Genomic DNA, 25,130 nt, shown 5'->3' with positions numbered 1-25,130 from the left:
AACAATCACCTTTCAATTAATGATTATGAGTAAAATTATTATTGTTCCTATTAATAAAGAAGCTGAATTAAAATTAGATTATGATACAGCTTCTCCAAACGAATTAATCGAAATTAGGTTAAATGAATCAGAATTTAATATTTTATGGAAGAAAGGTGTTTTTGATTTAATTAATCAAACTTGTAATTCAATAATTGACGATTATGAAGACGAAAAAATTAATAATTTAGTTTTAATTGAAAACACTTATAATCAATTGAAGAAAACATATCCTGAATGTGAAAATATTATTAATATATTTCATAAAGCATTAGAACTTAAAACAAGTATTCATTTCTATTTTTAACAATATTTAAAATCACTTATGAAGATAATATTTGATGGCTGGAATGAAGGATTTCAAAAAGTCACTTTAACACATCTACAAATTGACTTACTAAAAATATCATTAAAAGTTGCTAAAAGTAATGTTGACAAATTATTAGATGGACATTCAATAACAATTGATGTTAACGATGAACAATTAGCTTTAACTTTTATAAAAGAAGCTAAAAATATTAATGCTAATTGTAGAATTTTGCATTGATTTTTTTTAAGGTTTTAAACGATAACTCAAAAAATACAATACAAAACTGATTAAAATCGAAAAAGTTGCTGGCACAAAATAAGCCAATGCGAGATTTTTGGTTGCAATAAAATTAATTGGAAGGTTCATTAATCTGAATTGAAAAACTAAAAAACACAATACTACTATAATTACAGACATTTTCCAATCGTAATTGCGTTTATGATTAATTACTGAACATAAAATATACGCCAAAACAATACCTACAAAACTCAAAATTGTTTTCATTGTAGCTAAATGTTTCAGTTTTTCGCTGATTCCGAATTCGTCACTTTTTCTAACCAAAAAGGCAAAATTATCTTTTCCCATTGAATGAATTAATTCAATCAAATCTAATTCAGCCAAGACGTAAAATTGTTGAATTCCTAAAAATAACAAAACGCTTGCTACAAGTTGAATTGCAAATATTTTTATGTCAAATTTTTTCATTCAAAATAGGTTTAAAATCGATCATAGAAACGTGCAATGTTCGCTTCTTTGTCAATTAGTTGATTATTTTCTAAAAAATCGTACAAATCATCCACCATCACAGGCGCTAACATTGTCCCACGCGTTCCCATTCCATTTAGACAAATCAATTGTTGATGCGTTGGATGCGCTCCTATAATTGGACGACGATCCACAACCGTTGGACGAATTGACGCATGTTGTTCCACAACTTCAAAATCATCTTTAAAAAAATTCTGAACACCTTCAACCAAATATTGTTTTGCATCCTCAGTATTTTCATAATTCACATGATCACGATCGTAAGTTGCGCCTACAAAATATTGATTATTTTCTAAAGGCATCAAAAATTCTTTTCCTTTCACAACTGCTTCAGGTAAATTAGCTTCTGTTTTAATTCTCAACACTTCGCCTTTTACACCAATTATAGGTAAATTTTTGAAATAAGGATTGTTCAAAATATTATAACCTTCGGCAAAAATTATTTTAGTTGCTTCGATTTTTTTATAGCTCGTTTGATTATCCTCTAATTTTAATTCATTAAAATCAAAAGTTTCATCTAAAAAAGCATCATTTTCGACTAAATAATCTTTAAAATCAGCTAGAAGATTTGTCAAATCAACACGACCTGTGTGCAAAACTTCACCAGAACCAATCGGAGAATTGATTGAGGAAAAATCATTCAGTTGTTCTGTATCTGTTGCTAAATAATCAATCAAATCTGGATGAGTTGTCGCTTTTTTCAACCACGTTTTTTTCTCTTGTTCGTCATTAAAAATTCTATAAACTGGAAAATTGTAGATATATTTTTTGTTTAACAATTGTTCAAAATAACCAAAAACCTCTCGTAATCTTTCGATTTGTTTTGTTGCATTCCAAACAATTGAAAATCGTTTTAGCACTACAGAATTAAAAATCCCAGCTGCAATCGCCGATGCTTTATGAAAATGATTATCAATTATCACAAAAGATTTTTTTTCTTTCAACAATTTCATCGCCATACAACTCCCTGCAACACCTTGACCAACGATGATATATTCTACTTTTTTCAATTTCTAAAATTTGATTACAAAGGTAAATAATGTTTCGGTTTTACTTATCTTTATTCTTAAAATCAACCATTTTATGCAAATATTCTATACCATAATTTCTTGCCTCATTATCCTTTCAGTCATTATTCCTTTCATCAAACATACACATTGGACGGTTAGAGTTTTTGATTATCCACGATTTCAGAAATTTGTTTTGGTAATTGCTACTTGTATTTTATTCATTGTTGTGCCTAAAACTTCAATTACAATAAGTTTATTTATTTGTTTAATTTTTACTGCGATTTATTTGCTTTGGGTCATTATTCCTTATTCTCCATTTGGTAAAAAAATGATTGAACAAGTATCCTTAAAACCAAATGAAAAACCGCTTGATTTACTTGTTTATAATGTTTTGCAAGACAATACGAAATATCAAAATTTGGTTGAATTAATTAAGAAAAGAAATCCTGATATCGTTTTTTTATTAGAAACGAACAACGAATGGATGGAACAAATAAAAGAAGCTACAAACGATTTTGAGTACAAAATAGAAGTTCCGTTAGAAAATACTTATGGATTATTGTTTTACTCTAAATTACCTATAAAATACCAAAAAATTAATTATTTAATCAGCACAGAAATCCCTTCAATTATTGCTGATATCGAATATAATAATCAAATTGTGCGTTTGTATGGTTTACATCCAACTCCGCCAGTTCCGCAAGAAAATGAAGAAAGTGCTGAACGCGATGCTGAGATTTTGATTATAGGAAAACAAGCGAAAGAATATAGAAAAGCGTGCATTGTTTTTGGAGATTTGAATGATGTTGCGTGGAGCAGAACAACACGTTTATTTTTGAAAACTTCGCAACTTTTAGATCCTCGTCGTGGTCGTGGAATGTTCAATACTTTTCATGCGCATCATTGGTTCTTACGTTGGCCTTTGGATCATTATTTTTTGAGTTCTCAATTTCGATTAATTGATATGATACGAGAACCAAATATTGGCTCAGATCATTTTCCTATCAGTATTCAAGTTGTTTTACGTAGTGATGATGATTCGGGAGAAATGAAATTGGACCATGAAGAAAAGGCAGAAGTTGAAGAAAAAATAGAGGAAGGAATTGAAAAAGGAGATGCGAATTAGATTTTAGATTTTAGATTTTAGATTTTAGATTTTAGAAAGTTAAATTCTTATAAATACATAAACAATAAAATCCAGTCGATGACTGGATTTTTTCTATTTTAATTCTATCATAACCATTCCAAATAATTCGCCTCTTCTTCCGTAAAGAGCTTCGATTGTTTTATCTTTTTTATACTCAAAAGATTTTAATTGACCTACAGAAATATCATTCAAATCTTTCAATTTCATCGATTCAAATTTACCTGAGTTTCTTTTTACTTGTACACTAAGCTCATCAGTGTTTATCAATAGTTTCTCTCCTTCAAAAGTATTTAATGAATTAATGTAAATACTCTCTACAAACTCTTTTAAAGTTTTTCTATCTGAGCTTTTGTCTAATTTTGTTGTTGTTTTTTTAATAGAGTTCGTTAAAACTTCTTGTTGTCCAAAACTATTAATTGATATTATTAGTAATGATAATAATAAAATATTTTTCATTGCTTTTATTTAATTTGAACTAAAGTTATAACAAAAAATCTAGTCAAATGACTGGATTTTTTGTTTTGTATTCTGATTAGTAATTCCACATATCAGCTTCTGACTGAATGATAGAATTTCTAATTTTGTGATGTTCTTCTAATTGACCTTTCGCATCATTTGGAATGTAATCATCAATCATTTTCGTTCCATACATTGTTTGAGCTTTGTAAATAATAGAACTAAATCTACGTGCATTTAACATCTCATCATATGTAATTGCCGAATTTGAATTACTTGGATTGAATACCGTTGCATTCACCAAAACATTACGAGCATCTGGATACCAAATCCAGAATAAATCTACGAAAGCTCCGTCAGCAAACTCAGTTCCTAACGATTGCGCATCAGGTCCCATAATTGCTAAACCTAACAAACGATATTTTAATTCTCCTAAACGACGGTCGATGTACCATAGACCTTTCGTTTTTACCATTTTGATATCGTCAGATTTAATTTTATAATTAAAAATAGCAGCTTCGTCAGGAGTTTCTCCAGCAGCTTTCATATCGTAGTAATACTGTTGTGTATCTTTCTTCTCATTACGAGCCATAATTTGCTCATAACTCATTTTAGTTTGAAAGTACTCATCGTCGTAAACTTCTCTAATCTTTTTGCTACGAACTCCGTCAACCAATACATCATATAATGATTTTGAATTTTGCACTAACTCATCACCAGATCTATAATAAGGTTGATTTAGACGCTCATTCAAATCAATTACTTCCCATACAACTTTCGACCATAAAACATCTTTATCTTCGATAAAGCCATATTTCAAAGGATCTTGAGCCGTACTTACTGTATATCCAGCTTCATCAACTCTTGTTTTATTTTCGCGGTCTTTTCTTAACTGTTCTGGCGAAACAGCGTTAAGAACATTTTGCGCCATTGTAAGAGTTGAGAAAAAACTCATTAAACCAAACAAAAGATACTTCATATTTTAAATTTTTACTTTTTAAATTATTGTACTTGAATTGCGATAGATGATGCTTCTCCAGTTGCTCCTGAATTTGTACGATATTTAATATCGAAAACACCAATTACATCACCTTTTTTCGCTTTAGAAATTGCTCCAGCTGCTCCTGACATTTTATTTCCAGAAACACGTACTGTTGCTTGACCTGGTACTCTTACATTGAAAGATGTTACTTCACCCGAAATTGGGAATAAGAAATCTGGCCAATCTACACGAATTGTTTGTGCTGCGATTCCATTATCTGGAATAGCTGGACTTGTATTTCCTAAAATAACACCACGTGCCGGTGGAACTGGTTTGATACGGAATGTTTCGCGAACCGATAATGTTTTACCAGAACTTGCTCTTGCAGATGCCGTAAACACCACTTCGTTTCCTCCTCCAGGCGTATAATTCCATTTGTTAGCTCCCGCTCCAGAAGGACTTCCAGAAGAAGCACTTAAACTAACAGGTCCGTTTGCACCGTTAATTGTTGCTGAAATTGGATTAGATACTCCACGATAAACTACACGTAAATTATCTGCAACAATAGACCCTCCTGTTGGGTCTTTTTGAATAACCTCTTTAAATTTAACATCTGATGTTTGGGCTACAACTTGATAAGTTGAAGGTGCTATGGCTACCGTTTTCGTTTTTCCATTCGATACGTATGTAATGTTACCTGTTAATTGATGCATACCAACTGCAGATGTATTCAACTTAATAGATGCTTTACCATCAACAACAGTAGCAGAACCAACACTTGTAGAAACAGAACCTTTGATTGAATTATCGTAAGCTCCTAAAACTACATTAAGAACAGCTTCATCTCCGACTTTCACAACACCTGGCGATAAGAATAAACCTTGGAATGCATCCAACTCAATTTTTTCTTCTAATTTACCAGATAATAATGCTCTTACTAAGTTACCTTCTTCTGTACGTGCATCCATTTGCATTTTAGATAAATTCGTTAATGACGCAACCATTGGTTGGTCATAGAATTTCTCTTGCATCCAGCTTTGATTTTTCGTTTTTGGAGTTGTTCCAAAAAATTCGTTGATACGAGCTTCCGCATTTTTAGCATCTGGACTTTGTTTAGCAAAAGTCATTAAGAAATTTCTGAACCCATCAATTTTATTTGTAAACTCTTGTGCTTTCTCATTTCCTTTGTCTCCTCCTTTTCCTTTAAAGAATAAAGAAACTACAGGCTCTGTATTAGACAATGCATTGTAATCTGTATCTTCTGATCCTGAAACAAAATCAGCACCAGCTAATTCTTTTTTCAATCCATCGATATAAGCAACAAAATCATTTGTTTGTTTTTTAACTTCTGCAGCATCTGCTTGAGTTTTTGCATAAGTTGGATCATCCTTCGCTTTTAGATCAATTTGACCATAGAAGGTATCGTTATTTGTTTTCGTTAAAGTCGTTGTTGACTCTAAAGATGTATTTATCGTTTCGAAAGATCTCAACACCTCACGATCCACGTTCAAAGCCATCATTGCAATGAACACGAGATACATCAGGTTGATCATCTTCTGACGTCCGGTTAGTCTACCACCTCCTGCCATAATAATTTATAGAATTAATGAATAATTAGTTTAATTTATCGTACAACGATTAGTTATTTTTCATTGCAGAAAGCATACCTCCGTATACTTTGTTTAATGCATTAATGTTTGCAGAAAGCTCTTGCATTTCTTTCAAGAATTGCTCTGAACTACCTGAAGATTTTTGCATTTCTTCGATAAATTGTTTATTTAATTCTACTTGTTTTTGGCTATTAACAATTTGCTCAGCATAAACAGCGTTTAATTGGCTGATGTTAGTTGATGCTTTTGCAATTTCGTTGCTATATTGTTCTGTTGAAGCGACAGCAGATGTTGTTGTGTTTAATTCGTTAACAGCTGAACCAAATTTATCTAAAGAACCACGTAATCTTTCGAAAACTTCTTTATCTAATTTAGCATCTGCTAATACTTTGTCTAATTCTGCAGTTAAATTATTTCCTGCAGTTGCAACAGCAGCAGTTTTTCTTTGTACTGGCTCTCCAGTTAATAATTCTGGATAAGCTTTTTCCCATTCGTAGCTTCCTTCTGGTTTATCGAAGAATGCTGAATATAAGAAGACGATTGCTTCAGCTACTAAACCTACTGTTAAGATTAAATTGGCTGATATTGGTCCTATATTCGTATGTGTAATTTTACATAATGCCCCGATAATTACTACTGCGGCAAAGAAATTATACAAAAAATTTGTAAGACGTTCTTGTTTTGAAGCTTGTACTGCCATAAGAGTGCTTTTTATTAAATTATTTTATTAATAGGTTATTTGGTTTTTCTAAAATTTACTTTTGATCCTTCTGGGAAAGATTGTACTGTACGGAATCCGATGAAACTTCTTGCAGAATCTTTGTGTTCCCAATCTCTTGCTGAAGTCATTAATAAATATCCAACATCTTTCCAAGATCCTCCTCTTACACTTCTATTTACTTCTCCAGACATTGTAATTGACGGATTAAGTGATGAAGACATTGTATAAGATGATCTGTTATACGGAGAACTTGTCCATTCAGCTACGTTACCAGCCATGTCATAAAGACCATATCCATTCGCACGGAATGTTTTTATAGGAGCCGTATACATGTAACCAGTTTTCTTGCCATCGTTGATTTCTAAATAATCTCCACGTTTTGGTTTGAAGTTCGCTAGATAACAACCTCTATCATCTGTTAAATAAGGACCTCCCCAAGGATAAGGTGCATTTTCTAAACCACCTTTCGCTGCGTATTCCCACTCAATTTCTGTTGGTAAACGGTAACTAATAACTTTTACTTGACTTCCTCTTTTCTTTTTATTATTCAATGCTGTGTTATGATATCTTGTGCGGAAATCACAAAAAGCTGTTGCTTGATTCCAGTTAACACCTACAACAGGATAATTTGCATAAGCTTTATGCCAAAAATAGTCTTGGTGCATTGGATCATTGTACGAATAGTTGAAATCTCTTACCCAAACTGTTGTATCAGGATAAATGTTTAAACTAAATTCTTTACGAAAATCTACACGGAAAGTACCACGTTTTTTTGCTGCAGCAGTTTGATCAACTGTCACATAAGAATAGTTTAATTTACGCGTATCAATACGTCTTTCTCCATTCATACGCTCTTCTGGAGGATAATATAATCCTTCCATAACCTCAGCATAATCTACATCTGGATATTTGTATTTATCCCACTCCAAACGCTGTTTCCAATTTAATTTCTTACCATCTAAAGATTGACCATCACGACCTGTATTACTGTTTTTAATATATTCATCATATGGCGTCCCTTGTCCATCTTGTGAACCAGAAATATATGCATAATCACCAATACCTCCTGCTCCATTATTTGGATTCATAGGGTCAAAACCTAAAGTTTCTGCCTTGTTTGCCAAAGCAGTACGAGCGATAGAATCTTTTACATAATTTACAAAATACTGATACTCAGAGTTTGTAATCTCTGTATCATCCATAAAGAAACCTGTAACAGTAACCGTTTTTACTGGAGCATCATTTGTTTTTGTAAAATCGTAATCGGTTTGTCCTAAAACAAACGATCCACTCGGAATCGGAACCATTCCTTTTGGACGAACTGGCGTCCAAGCCGAAGATGTTTTCGAAACTATTTGTCCATCATTTCTATCACTACTCCCTCTGTTCTTCAACATTTTACATGATGATAAAGAAAGAGATAGCAACAATGCACTTACCAAAATTCTATTCATTCTGTTATAGATTTATTTTTATACAGGTTTTATACTTTTAGTTCTCAATTAATAAGGCTACAAATTAAGGCAATTTATTAATTGATTTTTAAAATTGTTCTTTATTTTTTAATAAAATTTTTTGAAATATTTCCACCACCTATTCGGTATTTCTCCATTCAAGGCTTGCTCATAATCTTTTTCTGAACACGGAATAATTTCAAATTTTCGCTCTCCATCAACAGTGTTATCAACTTCTATCCACAATTGATTGGTTAATACATTTCGGTAAAAAATATAATTGTATCCTTCTGTAGGAACAAAAATTTTTTCAAAATATTGTGTATCGTCAAAACTTTTTATCTCTGGACGGTGATTTTTTCCATCAATAAAATACCAAATCATCTGCGAAATTAATAGATGATCTAATTTTTTATAATTCTCGATATAATCACAAACGTAAAGTGAAGTCAATTTATTGCTGAAACCTAAATATCTTGTTAACGCACAAATTTCTCGTGAAGTAAATCCATTTGGCGTCATATTTTTTGAAGAAGAGAAATCCGAACCTTGTAAACTCGATAAATTAAGCAAAGCCGCATTTGCATCTCTCGAATAAGGTTCTATTTCTTTTACATTTTCAGAAATCACACCCAAACGAACAGCATCAAAATTTAACTGATCTAACAAATCTAATTTTTCTTGAGCAACAAAATACGTTTGAAAACCGATATTCGTATAATCCAATAAATTGAAAGGCTCATTCGAAATAATTTTTGTTAAATAATTATTTTCTGTTGTTTGTGCTTCATCTTTTCCTAATCGTAATTTATGATCGATTGTTAAGTAATAAACTTTATCAACAATTTCGTCATAAGCACGATATTGTTGATAACCTAAACTTGGGTTTCCACCCAAAATAACAACAACATATCCATCACGAATTAATCCGTTGGTAACTTCTCTAAAAACTTTTTCGGTTTCGGCTTTATCATCATAATAAACAACATCGCCAAAATCGTACAAATCTATCGACCAATTTCCCATTTGCAATTCGTACAATTGTGTACGAACAAGGCTAAAATCTACATCTTCGATCAAATCTTTTTGTTTCGAACGAGATTCTGTCACACCAATAATCGCAATTTTATCGTTCGATTTTTCATCGCTTTCGATAACATCTTCGCGAAATTTTATAGCTTGTCCTAACGCAAAAGAATTACAAGATTTAGCAAAATCTTGTAATTCTTCAGAAACGGGTTTTAAAAAGTCGTTGTACATTATTACTTTTTAGTCGTTGTTTTTTTAGTTGTCGTTTTCTTCGCAGTTGTCTTTTTTGCAGGCGCTTTTTTAGTCACTGCTTTCTTTTTAGGTTTCGCAGCTTCTATTAATTTTTCAACCTCAGCCAAAGTCAACGCTTCTGGATTCGTCTCTTTCGATAACTCAACTTTTATTTTTCCTTGAATCAAATTATAACGTCCCCAACGCGCTTTCTCTAATCGAATTTCCTGTTCTGACCATTCGCGAACAACACGTTCAGATTCTTTACGTTTTTTATCTTCAATCAATTCGATAATATCAGCTTGAGATAAATGATCGAAATCGTATTTTTTCGGAACATTAATAAACCATTCATTCCATTTGATAAATGGTCCAAAACGTCCTTTTCCTTTTGTTACATCATACCCTTCGTATTGTGCAATCGGTGCATCAGCTTTTAATTTTTCTTCGATTAATTCTACTGCACGATCAAATGATAAATCCATTGGATCTTCCTCTTTCGGAATCGAAATATATTTATCATCAAATTTCACATAAGGTCCAAAACGTCCAATATTCACTTCTACTTCGTGCGCTTTATACTCACCTAAAGTTTTTGGTAATTCGAACAATTTCATTGCCTCTTCTAAGGTAATATTATGAATAGATTGATGTTTTTGAAGACTTGCAAAGCGAGGTTTTTCTTCATCTTCTGCTTCACCAATCTGAATCATTGGCCCAAAACGTCCAATACGTGCATGCACTTTTTTACCCGATACAGGATCAATTCCTAATTCGCGTTCTCCAGTTGCACGATCAGCATTTTCTTGAACATCTTCTACAACATGATGAAATTTCGTATAAAATTCATCAATCATTTTTGTCCAATTCAATTTACCTTCCGCAATATCATCAAAACTATTTTCGACACGCGCTGTAAAATCGTAATCCATCACATTCGTAAAATAATCAACCAAGAAATCATTTACCACAATTCCGATATCAGTTGGCATTAATTTGCGACGATCAGCTCCAAAAATTTCTTTTTGTTGAACTTTTTTGATTTGATTATCGATTAGCGTTAAGGTATTATATTTTCGTTCTTGACCATCCAATTCCCCAACTTCCACATAGCCTCTATTCTGGATTGTAGAAATCGTTGGCGCATAAGTTGATGGACGACCAATTCCTAATTCTTCTAATTTTTTTACCAAAGATGCTTCTGTATAACGAGCCGAAGGACGAGAAAAACGTTCAGTACCGTTTATTTCATCTGCTTTCAATTGCTCATTTACTTTTACACTTGGTAATAATACTTTATCATCATCAGCATCTTCGTCGTCAAACGATTCTTGATATACTTTTAAGAAACCATCAAACACAATTACTTCTCCTTTCGCTTGGAAAATAAAGTTGTTTTTGTTGTTATCAATATCAATAATAGTTCGTTCCAATTCTGCATTTGCCATTTGAGAAGCAACTGTACGTTTCCAAATTAATTCGTACAATTTTCGCATAGAATCGTCTGCATTTATTGAATGATTTTCGAAATGCGTTGGACGAATCGCTTCGTGCGCTTCTTGTGCAGATGAATTTTTGTTTTTATATTTTCTTATCTCAACATATTTGTTTCCGTAAGCAGATTCTATCTCAGCTTTTACTGCTGTTAATGCATCATCAGACAAATTCACACTATCTGTTCTCATATATGTGATATGTCCAGATTCGTATAATTGTTGTGCGACACGCATCGTTCTTGAAACTGAAAAACCTAATTTACGAGATGCTTCTTGTTGCAAAGTTGATGTTGTAAATGGTGCTGAAGGTGTACGCTTTGCTGGTTTCTTTTGTAAATCATTTACTTTAAAATCTGCTCCAACACATGTTTCTAAGAAATCTTCGGCTTCTTTTAACGTAGAAAATTCTTTTGTTAAAACTGCTTTTAATGTTCTTCCCTCATTTGTTTCGAAAATTGCAATGAATTTATATGACGAAACTGGAACAAAATTTTGAATTTCTTTTTCACGTTCAACAATTAATCGAACAGAAACTGATTGAACACGACCTGCAGATAAGCCTGGTTTGATTTTTTTCCATAAAATTGGCGACATTTCGAAACCAACTAATCTGTCCAAAACACGACGAGCTTGTTGTGCATCAACCAAATTCTCATCAATTTGACGTGGATTTTCTACCGCACGTTGAATCGCTTTTTTTGTAATTTCATTAAAAACAATACGTTTTGTATCTTTCTTTTCTAATCCAAGAACGTGATACAAATGCCAAGAAATTGCTTCTCCTTCGCGGTCCTCATCGGATGCTAACCAAATTGTTTGGGCTTTCGAAGACAATTTTTTCAGTTTACTTACAACCTCCTTTTTATCAGGTGTTACTTCGTATATTGGCTTATAATGATTCTCGATTTCGATTCCCATTCCTTTCTTTGGTAAATCGACCACGTGACCAAAACTTGATTCCACGATAAAATCATCACCTAAAAAACCTTGAATGGTTTTAGCTTTTGCTGGGGACTCAACAATAACGAGATTTTTAGACATATTGTTTTCTTAAAAAATTTCTGCAAAATTAATAACAAAAAAATGAAGCAGCCAAAAATGATTTTCAACTGCTTCATAATTTTGTCTATTTCATGTAAGGATTATCCTTGTAAATATCTGTTCCTATTTGGTCTATTTCTGATTGTTCATTGTCTTCTGTTCCTATAACTGTTTCATATAAAACATATGTAGCAATATAAATTAGAGGCATTGCTACTAATAATCCAACTCCACAAGCAAGTACGCCTAAAATTGCAACTCCAAAACAAGCCAAACAAAAAACAAATGCTGATCCGAAGTTTTTAAATAAAATACTTACACTTGATTTTATAGCTTCCGTTGTAGTAAAACTTGTAAACAATACAAAAGGAATTGCTAGTATTGATGTAACATAGAAAATAAATCCAGGTACAATACATAATAAAATACCTATGAATCCTAAAAATTGAACAGCTAAATATGTTGTAAAAATCACACCAAATTTTCCATCTTTATAATGAACAAACAAATCTGAAAAATCAGGATTTTGATGTTTATTAAATTTTTTAGCCATTGTCAAAATACTTACTGTAATCGGTGCTAAAGCTGCTGCAACTACAATACTAACAATATTACTCACCCACGCTAAAGGAGATGATGCTTCTGCAAACACTTCATTTAAATCAGATGGATCATTAATAACCATAGTTGGTGCTGAAATGATTAATCCTAAGAAGAAATTAATCATGAAACTAATTGCGAATGTTATTACAATTGCAAGAATTGCATATAAAGCGATTCCTGAAAAAATTTCCCATGATTTTGAAAAAATATCGCCAACGTTTATATTTACTCCTCGTTGTTTAATTTCTTCTATTCTTTGTCTAATTCTATCATCCATAGTTTTATATTTTTTTAGATTTCCTCAAATCTACAAAATGTTAATAAAATGCAAAAGAAAATTTTACTGCCAATATGTCACATAGATTTATTATTTTTGCACGATAAAATATCCATTTTAGAATGCATACAGAAGAAAAACATATAGATGAAGCAAGACAAGGAGAGGCTTTGATGACTGCTCCTACTCGTAATGCAACAAAGAAATTATTCTTAGAAAGTTACGGATGTCAAATGAATTTCTCGGATAGTGAAATTGTTGCATCTATTCTAAATAACGAAGGTTATCAAACCACTCAAAAAGTTGACGAAGCAGATTTAATTCTTTTAAACACTTGTTCTATTCGTGAAAAAGCGGAACAAACAGTTCGTAAACGTTTAGGAACTTTAAACGCAATCAAAAAACAAAATCCAAGTCTTAAAATTGGAGTTTTAGGTTGTATGGCGGAACGTTTGAAACATAAATTCTTAGAAGAAGAACATTTAGTAGATATCGTTGTAGGACCAGATGCTTACCGCGATTTACCAAACTTAATCAACGATGTAGAAGATGGTCGTGATGCGGTAAACGTACAATTATCAAAAGAAGAAACATATGCCGAAATTTCTCCTGTTCGTTTAGGTGGAAATGGCGTTACAGCCTTTGTTACGATTACTCGTGGCTGTGATAACATGTGTACATTCTGTGTTGTTCCTTTTACGCGTGGTCGTGAGCGTTCTCGTGATCCTCACTCAATCTTGAATGAATGTAAAGAATTAGCAGAATCTGGTTACAAAGAAATTACACTTTTAGGTCAAAATGTCGATTCATATTTATGGTATGGTGGAGGACCAAAAAAAGATTTCAAAAATGCAACTGATATTCAGAAAGCGACTGCTGTAGATTTTGCTCAATTATTAGACATGGTTGCTACGCAGTTTCCTAACATTCGTTTACGTTTTTCAACTTCTAATCCACAAGATATGGAAGAAGGCGTATTGCAAATGATGGCGAAACACAAAAATATTTGTAAATACATTCACTTACCTGTTCAATCGGGTTCTACTACTGTCTTAGCACGTATGAATCGTCAACATACTCGTGAAGAATATTTCGAATTGATTGATAAAATTCGACGTATCGTTCCAGATTGTGCTTTATCTCACGATATGATTGCAGGTTTCTGTGGCGAAACAGAAGAAGAACATCAAGATACATTATCGTTAATGGAATATGTGAAATATGATTTCGGTTATATGTTCGCTTATTCTGAGCGTCCAGGAACGCCAGCGCACAAAAAAATGCCTGATGATGTTTTACCAGAAGATAAAAAACGTCGTTTACAAGAAATCATCGAAATGCAACAAAAACACTCTGCAGAGCGTATGAATAGTTATGTTGGAAAAACTCATGAAGTTTTGATTGAAGGAAACTCTAAACGTGACGAAAATTTCTGGTACGGACGTAATACACAAAACGCGGTTTTAGTTTTCCCTAAAGTAGAAGGAACTAAAATAGGAGATTTTGTAAACGTAAAAGCAAATAGCTGTACAACGGCTACTTTGATTGGTGAAATGATAGAAGGATAAACAATCAATCCGTCAATTGTATACTAAAAATAAAATTCGTCAATTCGAGTGATTTTTATAAATGAAATGATTAAAAATTGTATCGAGAATAGAATTTTAATAGTTTAAAACCTTTTTCTCGATACAAAATTCTAAAGAATTTTACTCGAAATGACGGTTTTAATAAGACAATAATTGAAATTTGATAGATCATTTTTCAAAAACCTAAAAAATAAAAAAATGGATTCTTTACAAACTATCAAACAACGTTTTGGAATCATTGGAAATAATATAGCCTTGAATCGTGCTTTAGAAAAGGCGATTCAGGTTGCACCTACAGACATTTCTGTTCTTGTTATCGGAGAAAGTGGTGTAGGTAAAGAATTTATTCCGAAAATTATTCACAATCAATCTGCACGCAAACACAACAATTATATTGCAGTGAACTGTGGTGCGATTCCAGAAGGAACAATCGATTCTGAATTATTTGGACACGAAAAAGGTGCTTTTACAGGCGCTACACAAACACGTAAAGGTTATTTTGAAGTAGCAGATGGTGGAACTATTTTCTTAGATGAAGTTGGTGAATTGCCTTTAGCTACACAAGTGCGTTTATTGCGTATTTTAGAGTCGGGTGAATTTATGAAAGTTGGTTCTTCGGAACTTCAAAAAACAAATGTTCGTGTTGTTGCTGCAACGAATGTAAAATTGAAAGAAGCTGTTGAAAAAGGTAAATTTCGTGAAGATTTATATTATCGATTAAATACAGTTCAAATTGATATTCCTGCTTTGCGCGAGCGTAAGGAAGATATTAATTTATTGTTCCGAAAATTTGCTTCAGATTTTGCAAATAAATACAGAATGCCGCATATTGAGCTTTCTCCAGAAGCCCAAAATTATATTGCGAATTATCCTTGGCCGGGAAATGTGCGTCAATTAAGAAATTTTGCTGAACAAGTTTCTGTTGTGGAAAAAGACCGTGTGATTTCGTTAGAAAAAATCATGGAATTATTACCCAATAATTCAACAATGTTGACGGTAACAAATAAATCGAAAGATGGAAGTTCTTCTGATTTTATGGAACGTGAATTATTGTTCAAAGTTTTATTGGACATGAAAAAAGATTTGAACGATTTACGTGCTTTAACATTAGATTTAATCAAACACAAAGATGTTGAAGATTTTAATGGCAATACGCAAGAATTGATTCAACGCGTTTATCAAGATCAAAACGAACCAGAAGAAGATTTTGTACCAAGTCAATATAATTTGGTTCCAACGAAATCTGCTCCAATCACACCAAGTTATCAACAACCGCAATACGATTATTCGAACGATGTATATGATGTAAGTCCAATCGAAGAACCAGAGTCACTTTCGTTACAAGATAACGAAAAAGAAATGATAAAATTGGCGTTAGAAAAACACAAAGGAAAACGTAAAATGGCGGCTGACGAATTGGGAATTTCTGAGCGTACATTGTACCGAAAAATCAAACAATATCATTTGTAATATGAACAAAATAAAACTATTCGTCCTTAGTATTTTTACTATTTTTAGTTTAACAGGATGTATAAAATATTCACTTTCCGGAGCTGCAATTCAACCAGATTGGAACACAATTTATGTGGCAACTTTCCCGAATTACGCACCTCAACAAAATCCTACATTAAGTCAAGATTTAACGATTGCCATTCAAGATATTTTTAGAAGTAGAACGAAGTTGAAGTTAAATTCTAACGAAAATTCTGACTTAATTATCGAAGGTGAAATTACGGGATATGATGTTGTTCCAGAAGCAATTCAATCAAATGATATTGCAGCAAAAAACCGTTTGACGATTTATGTAAAAGTTCGATATATCAACAATAAAGACGAATCAAAAAGTTATGACAGAACATTTTCTGCTTTCCAATTATATGACGGAAATGCGATGTTAAGCGCTGTAGAATCGTCAATTGTTCCATTAATTATTGATGATATTCGCGACCAAGTTTTTGCGTCTATTGCGATGGATTGGTAAAAAAATAACCTTATATTTGAGCAATGACCAGAATTGAATATTTAGTAGCACATCCGTACGAAGTCGAGAAATCGGACATTCCACTTCTTAAAAAAGAAGTAGAAAAATATCCGTATTTCTACACATTGCGTGCTTTGTTACTTTATGGTTTGAAAAAGGAAAATCATCCATCTTTTGAGGATTATTTGAACAAAACGTCAATTCACAGCAGCAATCGTATCGATTTGTATCATTACATCAATTCGGAATCAATTCAGAAAGAAATTCAAACAAAAACTGAAACTATTTCTCCTGAAATGGTAGAAGAAAAAGTGGAAGAATTAGCTGAAAACAAATTTATTTCTGAACCTATTTTAGAAAATTCTACTTCAGAAATCATCGAAAACAATAACGAAACAATTGAAGTTATTGATGAGATAATAGAAGAAGAATTAAACAAAGAAATTGAAGTTATTTCTGAAACTAATTCAGAAGAAATCAATGAAGATATTGTAGACGGAATGATCGAAAATGATACAGAAGAATCTGAATTGAGAACGGATCATGTTGTTGATATTATTTCGGATGAAGAATTGAACGAAGTTGCTGAAATCACGAATAAAGTTGTGGTAGAAAATAATTCGAAAGAAGAAAATTTAACTTCTGAGAATGATATCGAAAATGCTGTTCAACAAACTTCTGGAATTGAAATTATTGAATCTGAACCTCAGCAGGTAATTGAAATAATTGAAGATAATCAGGAAAAAGAAATTGTAGAAGGATTGTCTGAAAATGCTGAAGTAATTGAAGAATCTGAACCTGAAATGGTTGAAGAAAAAGTAGAGATCATTGAAAATAATTCGGATGATTCGACGTTCTCTTTTTCGGATTGGTTGAAGAAAGTTCCTTCTCAATCAAAAACTCAACAAGAGATTGAGGAAGAGCAAGAAACTGCAGAAAGAGAAATAAAATATAAGTTGATTGATGACTTTTTGGAAAAAAATCCGAAAATCGTTCCGATGAAAAAAACGGATATTACACCAGTCAGCACACCTTCAAATTTCGTTCAGAATACGGAAGAATATTCGGATTTGATGACCGAAACTTTGGCTCAGATTTATACTGAGCAAAAAAAATATGATAAGGCAATTAAAGCTTATAAGATATTAATTTTGAAATATCCAGAAAAAAATAGTTTATTTGCAAATCGAATTAAAGAAATTGAAAATTTAAAAAACTCTAAATAATAAAATGGGACTATTTCAGTTTTTCATGATTATTATCATGATTTTATGTGTATTATTAGTACTAATCGTATTATCTCAAAACCCTAAAGGAGGAGGATTATCTTCTACTTTTGGAGGTGGCGGAGGAAGTCAAATGTTTGGAGTTCAAAGAACGAATAAATTCTTAGACAACACAACTTGGGGATTATTTATCGCTGTAATCGTATTGATTATTGGAGCAAGTGCTTCGCATGAAAATCCAAATGCGATAAAACCAATTAAGCCAAATGTTACGGCACCGGCTAATAATTTACCAACGCAACCTGCTGCAAACGGAGCAAGTCAAAATCAATTACCAGCTCAACCAGCGAAGTAATTTTGATAAGAAAATATACAAGCCTCACAAATTGTGAGGCTTTTTTTGTTCATTGATTAATATAATCTTTAAATTTATCAAAACCTAAATTATGAAAACATTCGTTTCATTTATAATCATCCTACTTACTTTTATAAGCTGTGTTGGTCAAAAAGTGTATCAGAAAATTCCAAAAGAAAATTATCAATTGCTCACAACTTTTTCTGCGCAATATGAATTATCAGGAACACATTTCTTCAAAAATGAAACTGAATTAAATAACATGTATGCTACGTTACCAAAAGATTACAAGAAATCATTACCTCGTTTCGTTATCGATTATGAACAAAATCAAATAATTTTGATTCCTCACAAACATATTAATTCATATAATATTGAATCTATTACTGGTAATGAAAAGATTTATAATTTACATTTAACACCTATAAAAGGAATTAATCAAATACAAGACTCTTCAAATTTATTGATGATGATTGTACCTAAATCAGTGAAGAAAATTTTAGTAAAAACTAAATAAAAATGGAAAAATCTATATCTAAATATTTACTTTTTTGTCTTGCATTTAGCACAAACTTATTTGCTCAACAAAACTTTTGGAAAACTACCAATGCGAAAGGAACTATTTCTAAAGAGCAATTAAATACAAGAGCGCATATACCAACTAAATCAGTTAAATTAGACTTAGCTTATGATAATTTGGTCAACTATTTAAACAATACGAATCAACAAAATTTTTTATTAAAATTTCCAACTGAAAACGGAAAGTTTAATACATATCGTATTGTAGAAACCTCAAATTTATCTCCTGAATTACAAACTAAATACCCAGATATAAAATCTTTTTCTGGATACAATACAAATGATTTGACAGAGAAAATCAATTTTAGTTTATCTCCTCAATTTGGTTTGTATGGTTTAGTTTCAAACGGCAATAAAACAGTGTTAATAGACGCTTACACCAAAAATAAAGCGTCATATATTGTGTATGATAAAAAAGATTTAGTTAATACAAATTCTTTCAAATGTGCTACAGAACCTTCTGAAAGTGCTCTTGGGATAGATAATTTGAATTTTGAAACTATTAAACAATCTTCTCGAACAGCAACTCAAAATGGAAGTTTAAGAAAATTTAGATTAGCCATTACAACAACGACTGAGTATTCAGATTTTGTAATCAAACAAGCTAATTTATCATCTGGTACAGAAGCTCAAAAGAAAGCGTCAATATTAGCTGCAGTCAATTTATCACTCACACGAATTAATGGCGTTTTAAAAAATGATGTTGGTGTTTTTTTAGAATTAATTCCAAATACTGATCAATTATTTTTTATTGATTCTGATTCTTTCCAAGACCCTAATATTAATTCTAATTCTGCAGCAAATTACAATCTTGAGGAAAATATTACTGTTACAAATAATGTTATTGGAGTTGCTAACTACGATATTGGTCATTTATTTTTTCAAGTGAATGATGATAATAATTCAAATGGATTAGCCAATACGCCAGCAGTTTGTAATGATAGAGCAAAAGCAGGAGGAGTGACTGGTACAATAGTTCCTATTGGGGATGCTTTTGATATTGATTATACTGCCCACGAAATTGGTCATCAATTAGGTGCCTACCATACACAAAACAACAATTGTAATCGTACACTTAACAGTTCTGTTGAACCTGGAAGTGGTTCTACAATTATGGCTTACACTGGTATCTGTTCACCAAACGTACAAAATCAAAGTGATGCATATTTCCATACAAAAAGTTTAGAAGAAATGGCAAAAGTGCTAAATTATGTGAATTGTGGACAATTCGTTACAACAACTAATGCTGCACCTATTATAGCTTCTAACTTGAAAACAAAATATAACATTCCAATTTCAACTGCATTTGCTTTAGAAACATTAGCCACTGACTCAAATAATGATCAATTAACATATTCTTGGGAGCAGATGAATCCTGAAGTTTCTGAAACTTCTATTAAATCACTTCCTCCTATTTCCTCTAATTCTCAAGGCCCAAATTTCAGATCATTCTCTCCACAAAAAGTTGGAATTCGCTATTTTCCTCGTTTAGAAAAAATTATTTCAAATGAATTAGTATTTCAAACAAATCTATATCTGTCAAACGTTTCAAATTACGATAAAAACAATTGGGAAGTCATTCCTTCAGTTCCTCGTACAATGAATTTCTCTGTAACAGTTCGTGACAATAATTCTGAAGTTGGATTAACCGCTCGACAAAATGTTCAGTTAAACTTTCTAAATTTTGGTCCATTCAAAGTGACTTCGCAATCAATTGCAGAAAATTGGAAACAAGATAACACTGCTACAATTACTTGGAATGTTGCAGGAACTGATGCAAACGGTATTGACACACAAAATGTAAAAATTTTATTATCGGTTGATGGAGGAAAAACATTTGATTATGTTTTAGCTGAATCAGTTCCGAACAACGGTTCTTATACATTCACAGTTCCTGCAGGATTAGGAATTACTAATAAAGCGAGAATTATGATTAAAGCTATTGATAACGTTTTCTTAGCTGTTAACTCTACTGATTTTTCTATAGAAAGTTCTTTAACTACAAATGATATAAAAGGAAAAGATTTAGGTACGATTTCTCCAAATCCTTCAAATGGAATAATCAATTTAGATTTTACAAACTCATTTACAACAGGTAAAATTACGGTGACAGATTTAGCAGGAAGAACAGTTTACTCAAACAAATTGAATTCTTCGAAATCTCAACAAGTTAATTTATCTAGTTTATCAAATGGTGTTTACATTGTTTCGATTGAAGCAGGTAACGAACAATTCACGAAAAAAGTGATTATCAAAAAATAATTATTCATAAAAATCACTTTAAATGCCAAGTTGTCATACAACTTGGCATTTTTGTTTTAAGGAGTGAAATTAACTTATCCATAATGGCAGAAATTGTGTGTTGGCACGTTTTTCGTTTATTTAAAACCATCAATTATTAAAATAAAAATACAAATATGTCACAATTAAACATTAAACCATTAGCAGATCGAGTGGTTATTGAGCCTGCTCCTGCAGAAACTAAAACAGCATCAGGAATTATTATCCCAGATTCAGCAAAAGAGAAACCTCAAGAAGGAATCGTTGTAGCAGTTGGTAATGGTAAAAAAGATGAACCAATAACTGTTGCAATTGGAGACAAAGTTCTTTACGGAAAATATTCAGGAACTGAATTAAAATTAGAAGGAAAGGACTATTTAATCATGCGTGAAGCTGATATTTTGGCAATCATCTAAATTTAGTTGTAATTAGTAAAATGTATTAAGTACAAAGTAACTTATTTTTTTATTTTTAATTATATTCGACTTAAGACTTAAGACAACAAAACTTATAAAAAAAATGGCAAAAGATATTAAATTCGACATTGAATCAAGAGACGCTTTAAAAAGAGGTGTTGATGCATTAGCAAATGCAGTTAAAGTAACATTAGGACCAAAAGGTCGTAACGTAGTTTTAGAAAAATCTTTCGGTGCTCCACATGTAACAAAAGACGGAGTTTCTGTAGCAAAAGAAATCGAATTGGAAGATCCAATCGAAAACTTAGGTGCTCAAATGGTAAAAGAAGTTGCTTCTAAAACAAACGACGTTGCAGGTGATGGTACTACAACTGCTACAGTTTTAGCTCAAGCTATCGTTCGCGAAGGTTTGAAAAACGTTGCTGCAGGTGCGAACCCAATGGACTTAAAACGTGGTATTGATAAAGCTGTTTCTGGAATCGTTGCTAACTTAAGAGAGCAATCTCAAGAAGTTGGTGATTCATCAGAAAAAATTAAACAAGTTGCTTCTATCTCTGCAAATAACGATGATACTATTGGATCATTAATCGCAGAAGCTTTTTCTAAAGTTGGAAAAGAAGGAGTAATTACTGTTGAAGAAGCAAAAGGAACAGAAACTTACGTTGACGTTGTAGAGGGAATGCAATTCGATCGTGGATATCAATCTCCTTACTTCGTTACAAACGCAGATAAAATGATTGCTGAATTAGAGAATCCTTACATCTTATTATGTGAGAAAAAAATCTCTAACTTACAAGAAATCTTACCTTTATTAGAACCAGTTGCTCAATCAGGACGTCCATTCTTAATTATTTCTGAAGAAGTTGAAGGTCAAGCTTTAGCTACTTTAGTAGTGAACCGTTTAAGAGGTTCTTTAAAAATTGCTGCTGTTAAAGCACCAGGATTTGGAGATCGTAGAAAAGCGATGTTACAAGATATAGCAATCTTAACAGGAGGTACAGTTATTTCTGAAGAGCAAGGAATTACGTTAGAAACTGCTACTTTAGAAATGTTAGGTACTGCTGAAAGAGTAGTTATCGACAAAGACAATACAACTATTGTTAATGGTGCTGGTGATGCAGAGCAAATCAAATCTCGTGTTAACCAAATTAAAGCACAAGTAGAAACAACTACTTCTGACTATGACCGCGAAAAATTACAAGAGCGTTTAGCTAAATTAGCTGGAGGTGTTGCTGTATTATACGTTGGTGCTGCTTCAGAGGTTGAAATGAAAGAAATTAAAGACCGTGTTGATGATGCTTTACACGCAACTCGTGCTGCTGTAGAAGAAGGTATCGTTGCTGGTGGTGGTGTTGCTTTTGTTAGAGCTTTATCTAACTTAACAATCGATACTACAAATGCTGACGAAGCTACAGGTGTTAAAATAGTAACGCGTGCAGTTGAAGAACCATTACGCCAAATCGTTCACAACGCTGGTGGTGAAGGTTCTGTAGTTGTTGCAAAAGTAAAAGAAGGAAATGGAGATTTCGGATACAATGCAAAAACTGACGAATATGTAAACATGATCGAGGCTGGAGTTATTGATCCAACTAAAGTCGCTCGTGTTGCATTAGAAAACGCTGCTTCTGTTGCAGGTATGTTAATTACTACTGAGGCGGTTGTTACAGAAATTAAAAAAGATGAGCCAGCTATGCCACCAATGGGAGGTGGAATGCCAGGAATGATGTAATCATCAACTCATAAAAATATACAATAGAAAAAGCCATTCAGAACTCTGAATGGCTTTTTCATTAAGTCATAAATAATAAAAACTATATAATCGTCGATTTCCCCATCAATACATTTTCAAAATTAAAATATGAATGATGATCATGATCGCTCAATAATATCTTCGCAATATAATTTGCTACAACAGACGTCGAATAATCGCTCGTTTCATCTAAATCTGAAGTTACAATCAAATTATTAATCGCATTTCCCACCGCATTTTCTATTGCTTTTGCTCCTTCTTCCAATCCCAAATAACGCAACATCATTGCGGCACTCAAAATAGAAGCCATCGGATTTGCAATTCCTTTTCCTTTTGCTTGTGGATACGAACCATGAATAGGCTCGAACAATGCATTTTCTGTACCAATAGAAGCCGAAGGCAACAAACCTATACTTCCTCCAATTACACTTCCTTCGTCCGAAATAATATCACCAAACATATTCTCTGTCAAAATCACATCAAATTGTTTTGGATTGATAATTAATTGCATCGCTGCGTTATCAACAAACAAGAAATCTAATTCAACTTCAGGATATTTTTGGCTAATATCCATCGCAACTTTTCGCCATAAACGAGAGGTATCCAACACATTTGCCTTGTCTACCAACGTTACTTTTTTGCGACGCTTCATTGCTTCCTGAAAAGCTAAATGTGTAATTTGCTCAATGTCTTTTCTGTTGTACGAACACGTATCATACGCATGAGAACCATCTTGTGCTGTAAATTTTTCTCCGAAATAAATTCCATTAATCAATTCACGAAAAATAACCATATCTGTTCCTTCGATGTGCGAACGTTTCAATGGACTTTTCCCCAACAAAGATTCGTAAGCCTTGATTGGACGGATATTTGCAAATAAACCAAGTTCCTTTCTTAGCTTTAACAAACCTTGTTCGGGACGAACTTTAGCGTTCGGATTATTGTCATATTTTGGATCACCAATAGAACCAAACAAAACCGCATCTGCATCTTTACATAATTGCAATGTCGCATCAGGCAAAGGATTTCCCGTTTCGTCAATCGCAATTGCACCAATCAAAGCTTCCTCAAATTCGAAATTATATTTAAAAATTTGTTCAACGACTTTCAGAACTTTTATTGTTTCCGAAACGACTTCTGGTCCTATTCCATCGCCAGAAAGTACTGCAATTTTATGCGTTTTCATGTTGTAAAGATTTATGGTTTTGTTCGTAAGTTTCTATTTTATCTTTTTGACTGATTAAAAAATCAATGTCATCATATCCATTTAATAAACAGATTTTTTTATAAGAATCAACATCAAAGTTGATGGTTTGATCTTGAATTTTTAAGGTTTGATTTTCTAAATTAACTTCAAATTCTGTTGAAGGATTTTGATCGATGATCTCAAAGATTTGATTTAAAATTTCATCTGAAACAACGATTGGTAAAATTCCGTTATTCAATGCATTTCCTTTGAAAATATCTGCAAAATAACTACTAATTACCACATCAAATCCGTAATCTTTGATTGCCCAAGCAGCGTGTTCTCGGCTACTTCCACAACCAAAATTTTTACCTGTAACTAATATTTTTCCAGCATATTTTGAATCATTCAGCGGGAAATTATCAATTGATTGATTATCTTGATTAAATCGCCAATCTCTGAATAAATTATCTCCAAAACCTTCTCTACTAATCGCTTTCAAAAAACGAGCTGGAATAATTTGATCGGTATCTATATTTTCTATTTTAATCGGAACAGCCGATGATTTTAATTGATTGATTGAATCCATTTTGAGTA

Annotated in this window: 24 protein-coding genes; 12 read left to right on the top strand and 12 right to left on the bottom strand. The window is 32.3% G+C overall.

Annotated elements, in window-relative coordinates; genetic code table 11:
* The first annotated feature begins 25 nt into the window (after positions 1-25).
* Positions 26-346 (top strand): hypothetical protein, encoded by a 321-nt coding sequence (locus B4L98_RS06185; protein ID WP_115002126.1) that lies wholly within the window; start codon positions 26-28, stop codon positions 344-346.
* Positions 347-364: 18 nt separating this feature from the next.
* Positions 365-586: a hypothetical protein gene (locus tag B4L98_RS06180; protein ID WP_115001689.1), complete on the top strand. Its 222-nt coding sequence runs from the start codon at positions 365-367 to the stop codon at positions 584-586.
* A 6-nt stretch (positions 587-592) separates the two neighbouring features.
* On the opposite strand, the gene B4L98_RS06175 is transcribed toward B4L98_RS06180, so the two are convergent.
* Together B4L98_RS06175 and B4L98_RS06170 are read right to left on the bottom strand one after the other, a co-directional pair.
* Complete coding sequence (locus tag B4L98_RS06175; RefSeq protein ID WP_115001691.1) at positions 593-1,054, bottom strand: hypothetical protein; 462 nt, start codon at positions 1,052-1,054, stop codon at positions 593-595.
* 11 nt (positions 1,055-1,065) lie between these two features.
* Entirely contained in the window at positions 1,066-2,124 is a 1,059-nt protein-coding gene (locus tag B4L98_RS06170; RefSeq protein WP_291077784.1) for an NAD(P)/FAD-dependent oxidoreductase, read from the bottom strand.
* 73 nt (positions 2,125-2,197) lie between these two features.
* On the opposite strand from B4L98_RS06170, the gene B4L98_RS06165 reads away from it, so the two are divergent.
* The gene (locus B4L98_RS06165) at positions 2,198-3,250 is read left to right on the top strand and encodes an endonuclease/exonuclease/phosphatase family protein (protein ID WP_286494775.1); all 1,053 of its coding nucleotides are present in this window, start codon (positions 2,198-2,200) and stop codon (positions 3,248-3,250) included.
* A gap of 93 nt (positions 3,251-3,343) precedes the next feature.
* Here B4L98_RS06165 and B4L98_RS06160 read toward each other — a convergent pair whose 3' ends face one another.
* The 8 genes from B4L98_RS06160 to B4L98_RS06125 all read right to left on the bottom strand — a co-directional run bounded on the left by B4L98_RS06160 (position 3,344) and on the right by B4L98_RS06125 (position 13,171).
* Positions 3,344-3,727 (bottom strand): hypothetical protein, encoded by a 384-nt coding sequence (locus tag B4L98_RS06160; protein ID WP_286494776.1) that lies wholly within the window; start codon positions 3,725-3,727, stop codon positions 3,344-3,346.
* A gap of 76 nt (positions 3,728-3,803) precedes the next feature.
* Positions 3,804-4,706 carry a gliding motility protein GldN gene (gene gldN / locus B4L98_RS06155; RefSeq protein WP_291077782.1) on the bottom strand — a complete coding sequence of 301 codons (903 nt, stop codon included), beginning with the start codon at positions 4,704-4,706 and terminating at the stop codon, positions 3,804-3,806.
* A 23-nt stretch (positions 4,707-4,729) separates the two neighbouring features.
* Positions 4,730-6,298: a GldM family protein gene (locus B4L98_RS06150; protein WP_221856101.1), complete on the bottom strand. Its 1,569-nt coding sequence runs from the start codon at positions 6,296-6,298 to the stop codon at positions 4,730-4,732.
* Between the two features lie 49 nt (positions 6,299-6,347).
* Positions 6,348-7,019: a gliding motility protein GldL gene (gene gldL / locus B4L98_RS06145; RefSeq protein ID WP_221856103.1), complete on the bottom strand. Its 672-nt coding sequence runs from the start codon at positions 7,017-7,019 to the stop codon at positions 6,348-6,350.
* Between the two features lie 35 nt (positions 7,020-7,054).
* A complete protein-coding gene (gene gldK / locus B4L98_RS06140) occupies positions 7,055-8,494 on the bottom strand; it encodes a gliding motility lipoprotein GldK (protein ID WP_185144160.1) in 1,440 nt (479 codons plus the stop codon).
* Between the two features lie 108 nt (positions 8,495-8,602).
* Positions 8,603-9,754: an arginase family protein gene (locus B4L98_RS06135; RefSeq protein ID WP_291047148.1), complete on the bottom strand. Its 1,152-nt coding sequence runs from the start codon at positions 9,752-9,754 to the stop codon at positions 8,603-8,605.
* A 2-nt stretch (positions 9,755-9,756) separates the two neighbouring features.
* On the bottom strand, positions 9,757-12,291 hold the full coding sequence (gene topA, locus B4L98_RS06130; RefSeq protein WP_125349621.1) for a type I DNA topoisomerase: 2,535 nt from the start codon (positions 12,289-12,291) through the stop codon (positions 9,757-9,759).
* 85 nt (positions 12,292-12,376) lie between these two features.
* Positions 12,377-13,171 carry a hypothetical protein gene (locus B4L98_RS06125; protein WP_125349622.1) on the bottom strand — a complete coding sequence of 265 codons (795 nt, stop codon included), beginning with the start codon at positions 13,169-13,171 and terminating at the stop codon, positions 12,377-12,379.
* A gap of 122 nt (positions 13,172-13,293) precedes the next feature.
* Between B4L98_RS06125 and miaB the strand changes: the two genes are divergently transcribed.
* From miaB to groL, 9 genes are all read left to right on the top strand, one after another.
* Positions 13,294-14,739, top strand: coding sequence for a tRNA (N6-isopentenyl adenosine(37)-C2)-methylthiotransferase MiaB (gene miaB, locus B4L98_RS06120; RefSeq protein WP_125349623.1), 1,446 nt, complete (start codon positions 13,294-13,296; stop codon positions 14,737-14,739).
* A 219-nt stretch (positions 14,740-14,958) separates the two neighbouring features.
* Positions 14,959-16,230 carry a sigma-54 interaction domain-containing protein gene (locus tag B4L98_RS06115; protein WP_291077779.1) on the top strand — a complete coding sequence of 424 codons (1,272 nt, stop codon included), beginning with the start codon at positions 14,959-14,961 and terminating at the stop codon, positions 16,228-16,230.
* Between the two features lies 1 nt (position 16,231).
* The gene (locus B4L98_RS06110; RefSeq protein ID WP_038332912.1) at positions 16,232-16,741 is read left to right on the top strand and encodes an LptE family protein; all 510 of its coding nucleotides are present in this window, start codon (positions 16,232-16,234) and stop codon (positions 16,739-16,741) included.
* Between the two features lie 23 nt (positions 16,742-16,764).
* Positions 16,765-17,967 (top strand): tetratricopeptide repeat protein, encoded by a 1,203-nt coding sequence (locus B4L98_RS06105; protein WP_291077776.1) that lies wholly within the window; start codon positions 16,765-16,767, stop codon positions 17,965-17,967.
* A gap of 4 nt (positions 17,968-17,971) precedes the next feature.
* Positions 17,972-18,322, top strand: a complete 351-nt coding sequence (gene secG / locus B4L98_RS06100; protein WP_038332909.1) for a preprotein translocase subunit SecG — start codon at positions 17,972-17,974, stop codon at positions 18,320-18,322.
* 91 nt (positions 18,323-18,413) lie between these two features.
* Positions 18,414-18,839: a hypothetical protein gene (locus B4L98_RS06095; protein ID WP_286494783.1), complete on the top strand. Its 426-nt coding sequence runs from the start codon at positions 18,414-18,416 to the stop codon at positions 18,837-18,839.
* Between the two features lie 2 nt (positions 18,840-18,841).
* Entirely contained in the window at positions 18,842-21,163 is a 2,322-nt protein-coding gene (locus B4L98_RS06090) for a zinc-dependent metalloprotease (RefSeq protein WP_291077774.1), read from the top strand.
* Positions 21,164-21,318: 155 nt separating this feature from the next.
* Positions 21,319-21,597 (top strand): co-chaperone GroES, encoded by a 279-nt coding sequence (locus B4L98_RS06085; RefSeq protein ID WP_125349629.1) that lies wholly within the window; start codon positions 21,319-21,321, stop codon positions 21,595-21,597.
* A 103-nt stretch (positions 21,598-21,700) separates the two neighbouring features.
* On the top strand, positions 21,701-23,326 hold the full coding sequence (gene groL, locus B4L98_RS06080) for a chaperonin GroEL (protein ID WP_125349630.1): 1,626 nt from the start codon (positions 21,701-21,703) through the stop codon (positions 23,324-23,326).
* A gap of 82 nt (positions 23,327-23,408) precedes the next feature.
* On the opposite strand, the gene leuB is transcribed toward groL, so the two are convergent.
* Both leuB and leuD read right to left on the bottom strand, forming a co-directional pair.
* Positions 23,409-24,533 carry a 3-isopropylmalate dehydrogenase gene (gene leuB / locus B4L98_RS06075; RefSeq protein ID WP_286494786.1) on the bottom strand — a complete coding sequence of 375 codons (1,125 nt, stop codon included), beginning with the start codon at positions 24,531-24,533 and terminating at the stop codon, positions 23,409-23,411.
* Positions 24,520-25,122: a 3-isopropylmalate dehydratase small subunit gene (gene leuD, locus B4L98_RS06070; RefSeq protein ID WP_291077772.1), complete on the bottom strand. Its 603-nt coding sequence runs from the start codon at positions 25,120-25,122 to the stop codon at positions 24,520-24,522. The genes leuB and leuD overlap by 14 nt, the downstream gene beginning before the upstream one ends.
* Positions 25,123-25,130 lie beyond the last annotated feature (8 nt).

The organism is Empedobacter sp. UBA5528, assembly GCF_002426075.1.
Taxonomy (GTDB): domain Bacteria; phylum Bacteroidota; class Bacteroidia; order Flavobacteriales; family Weeksellaceae; genus Empedobacter; species Empedobacter falsenii_B.
This window is presented reverse-complemented; position numbering and strand designations above follow the sequence as displayed.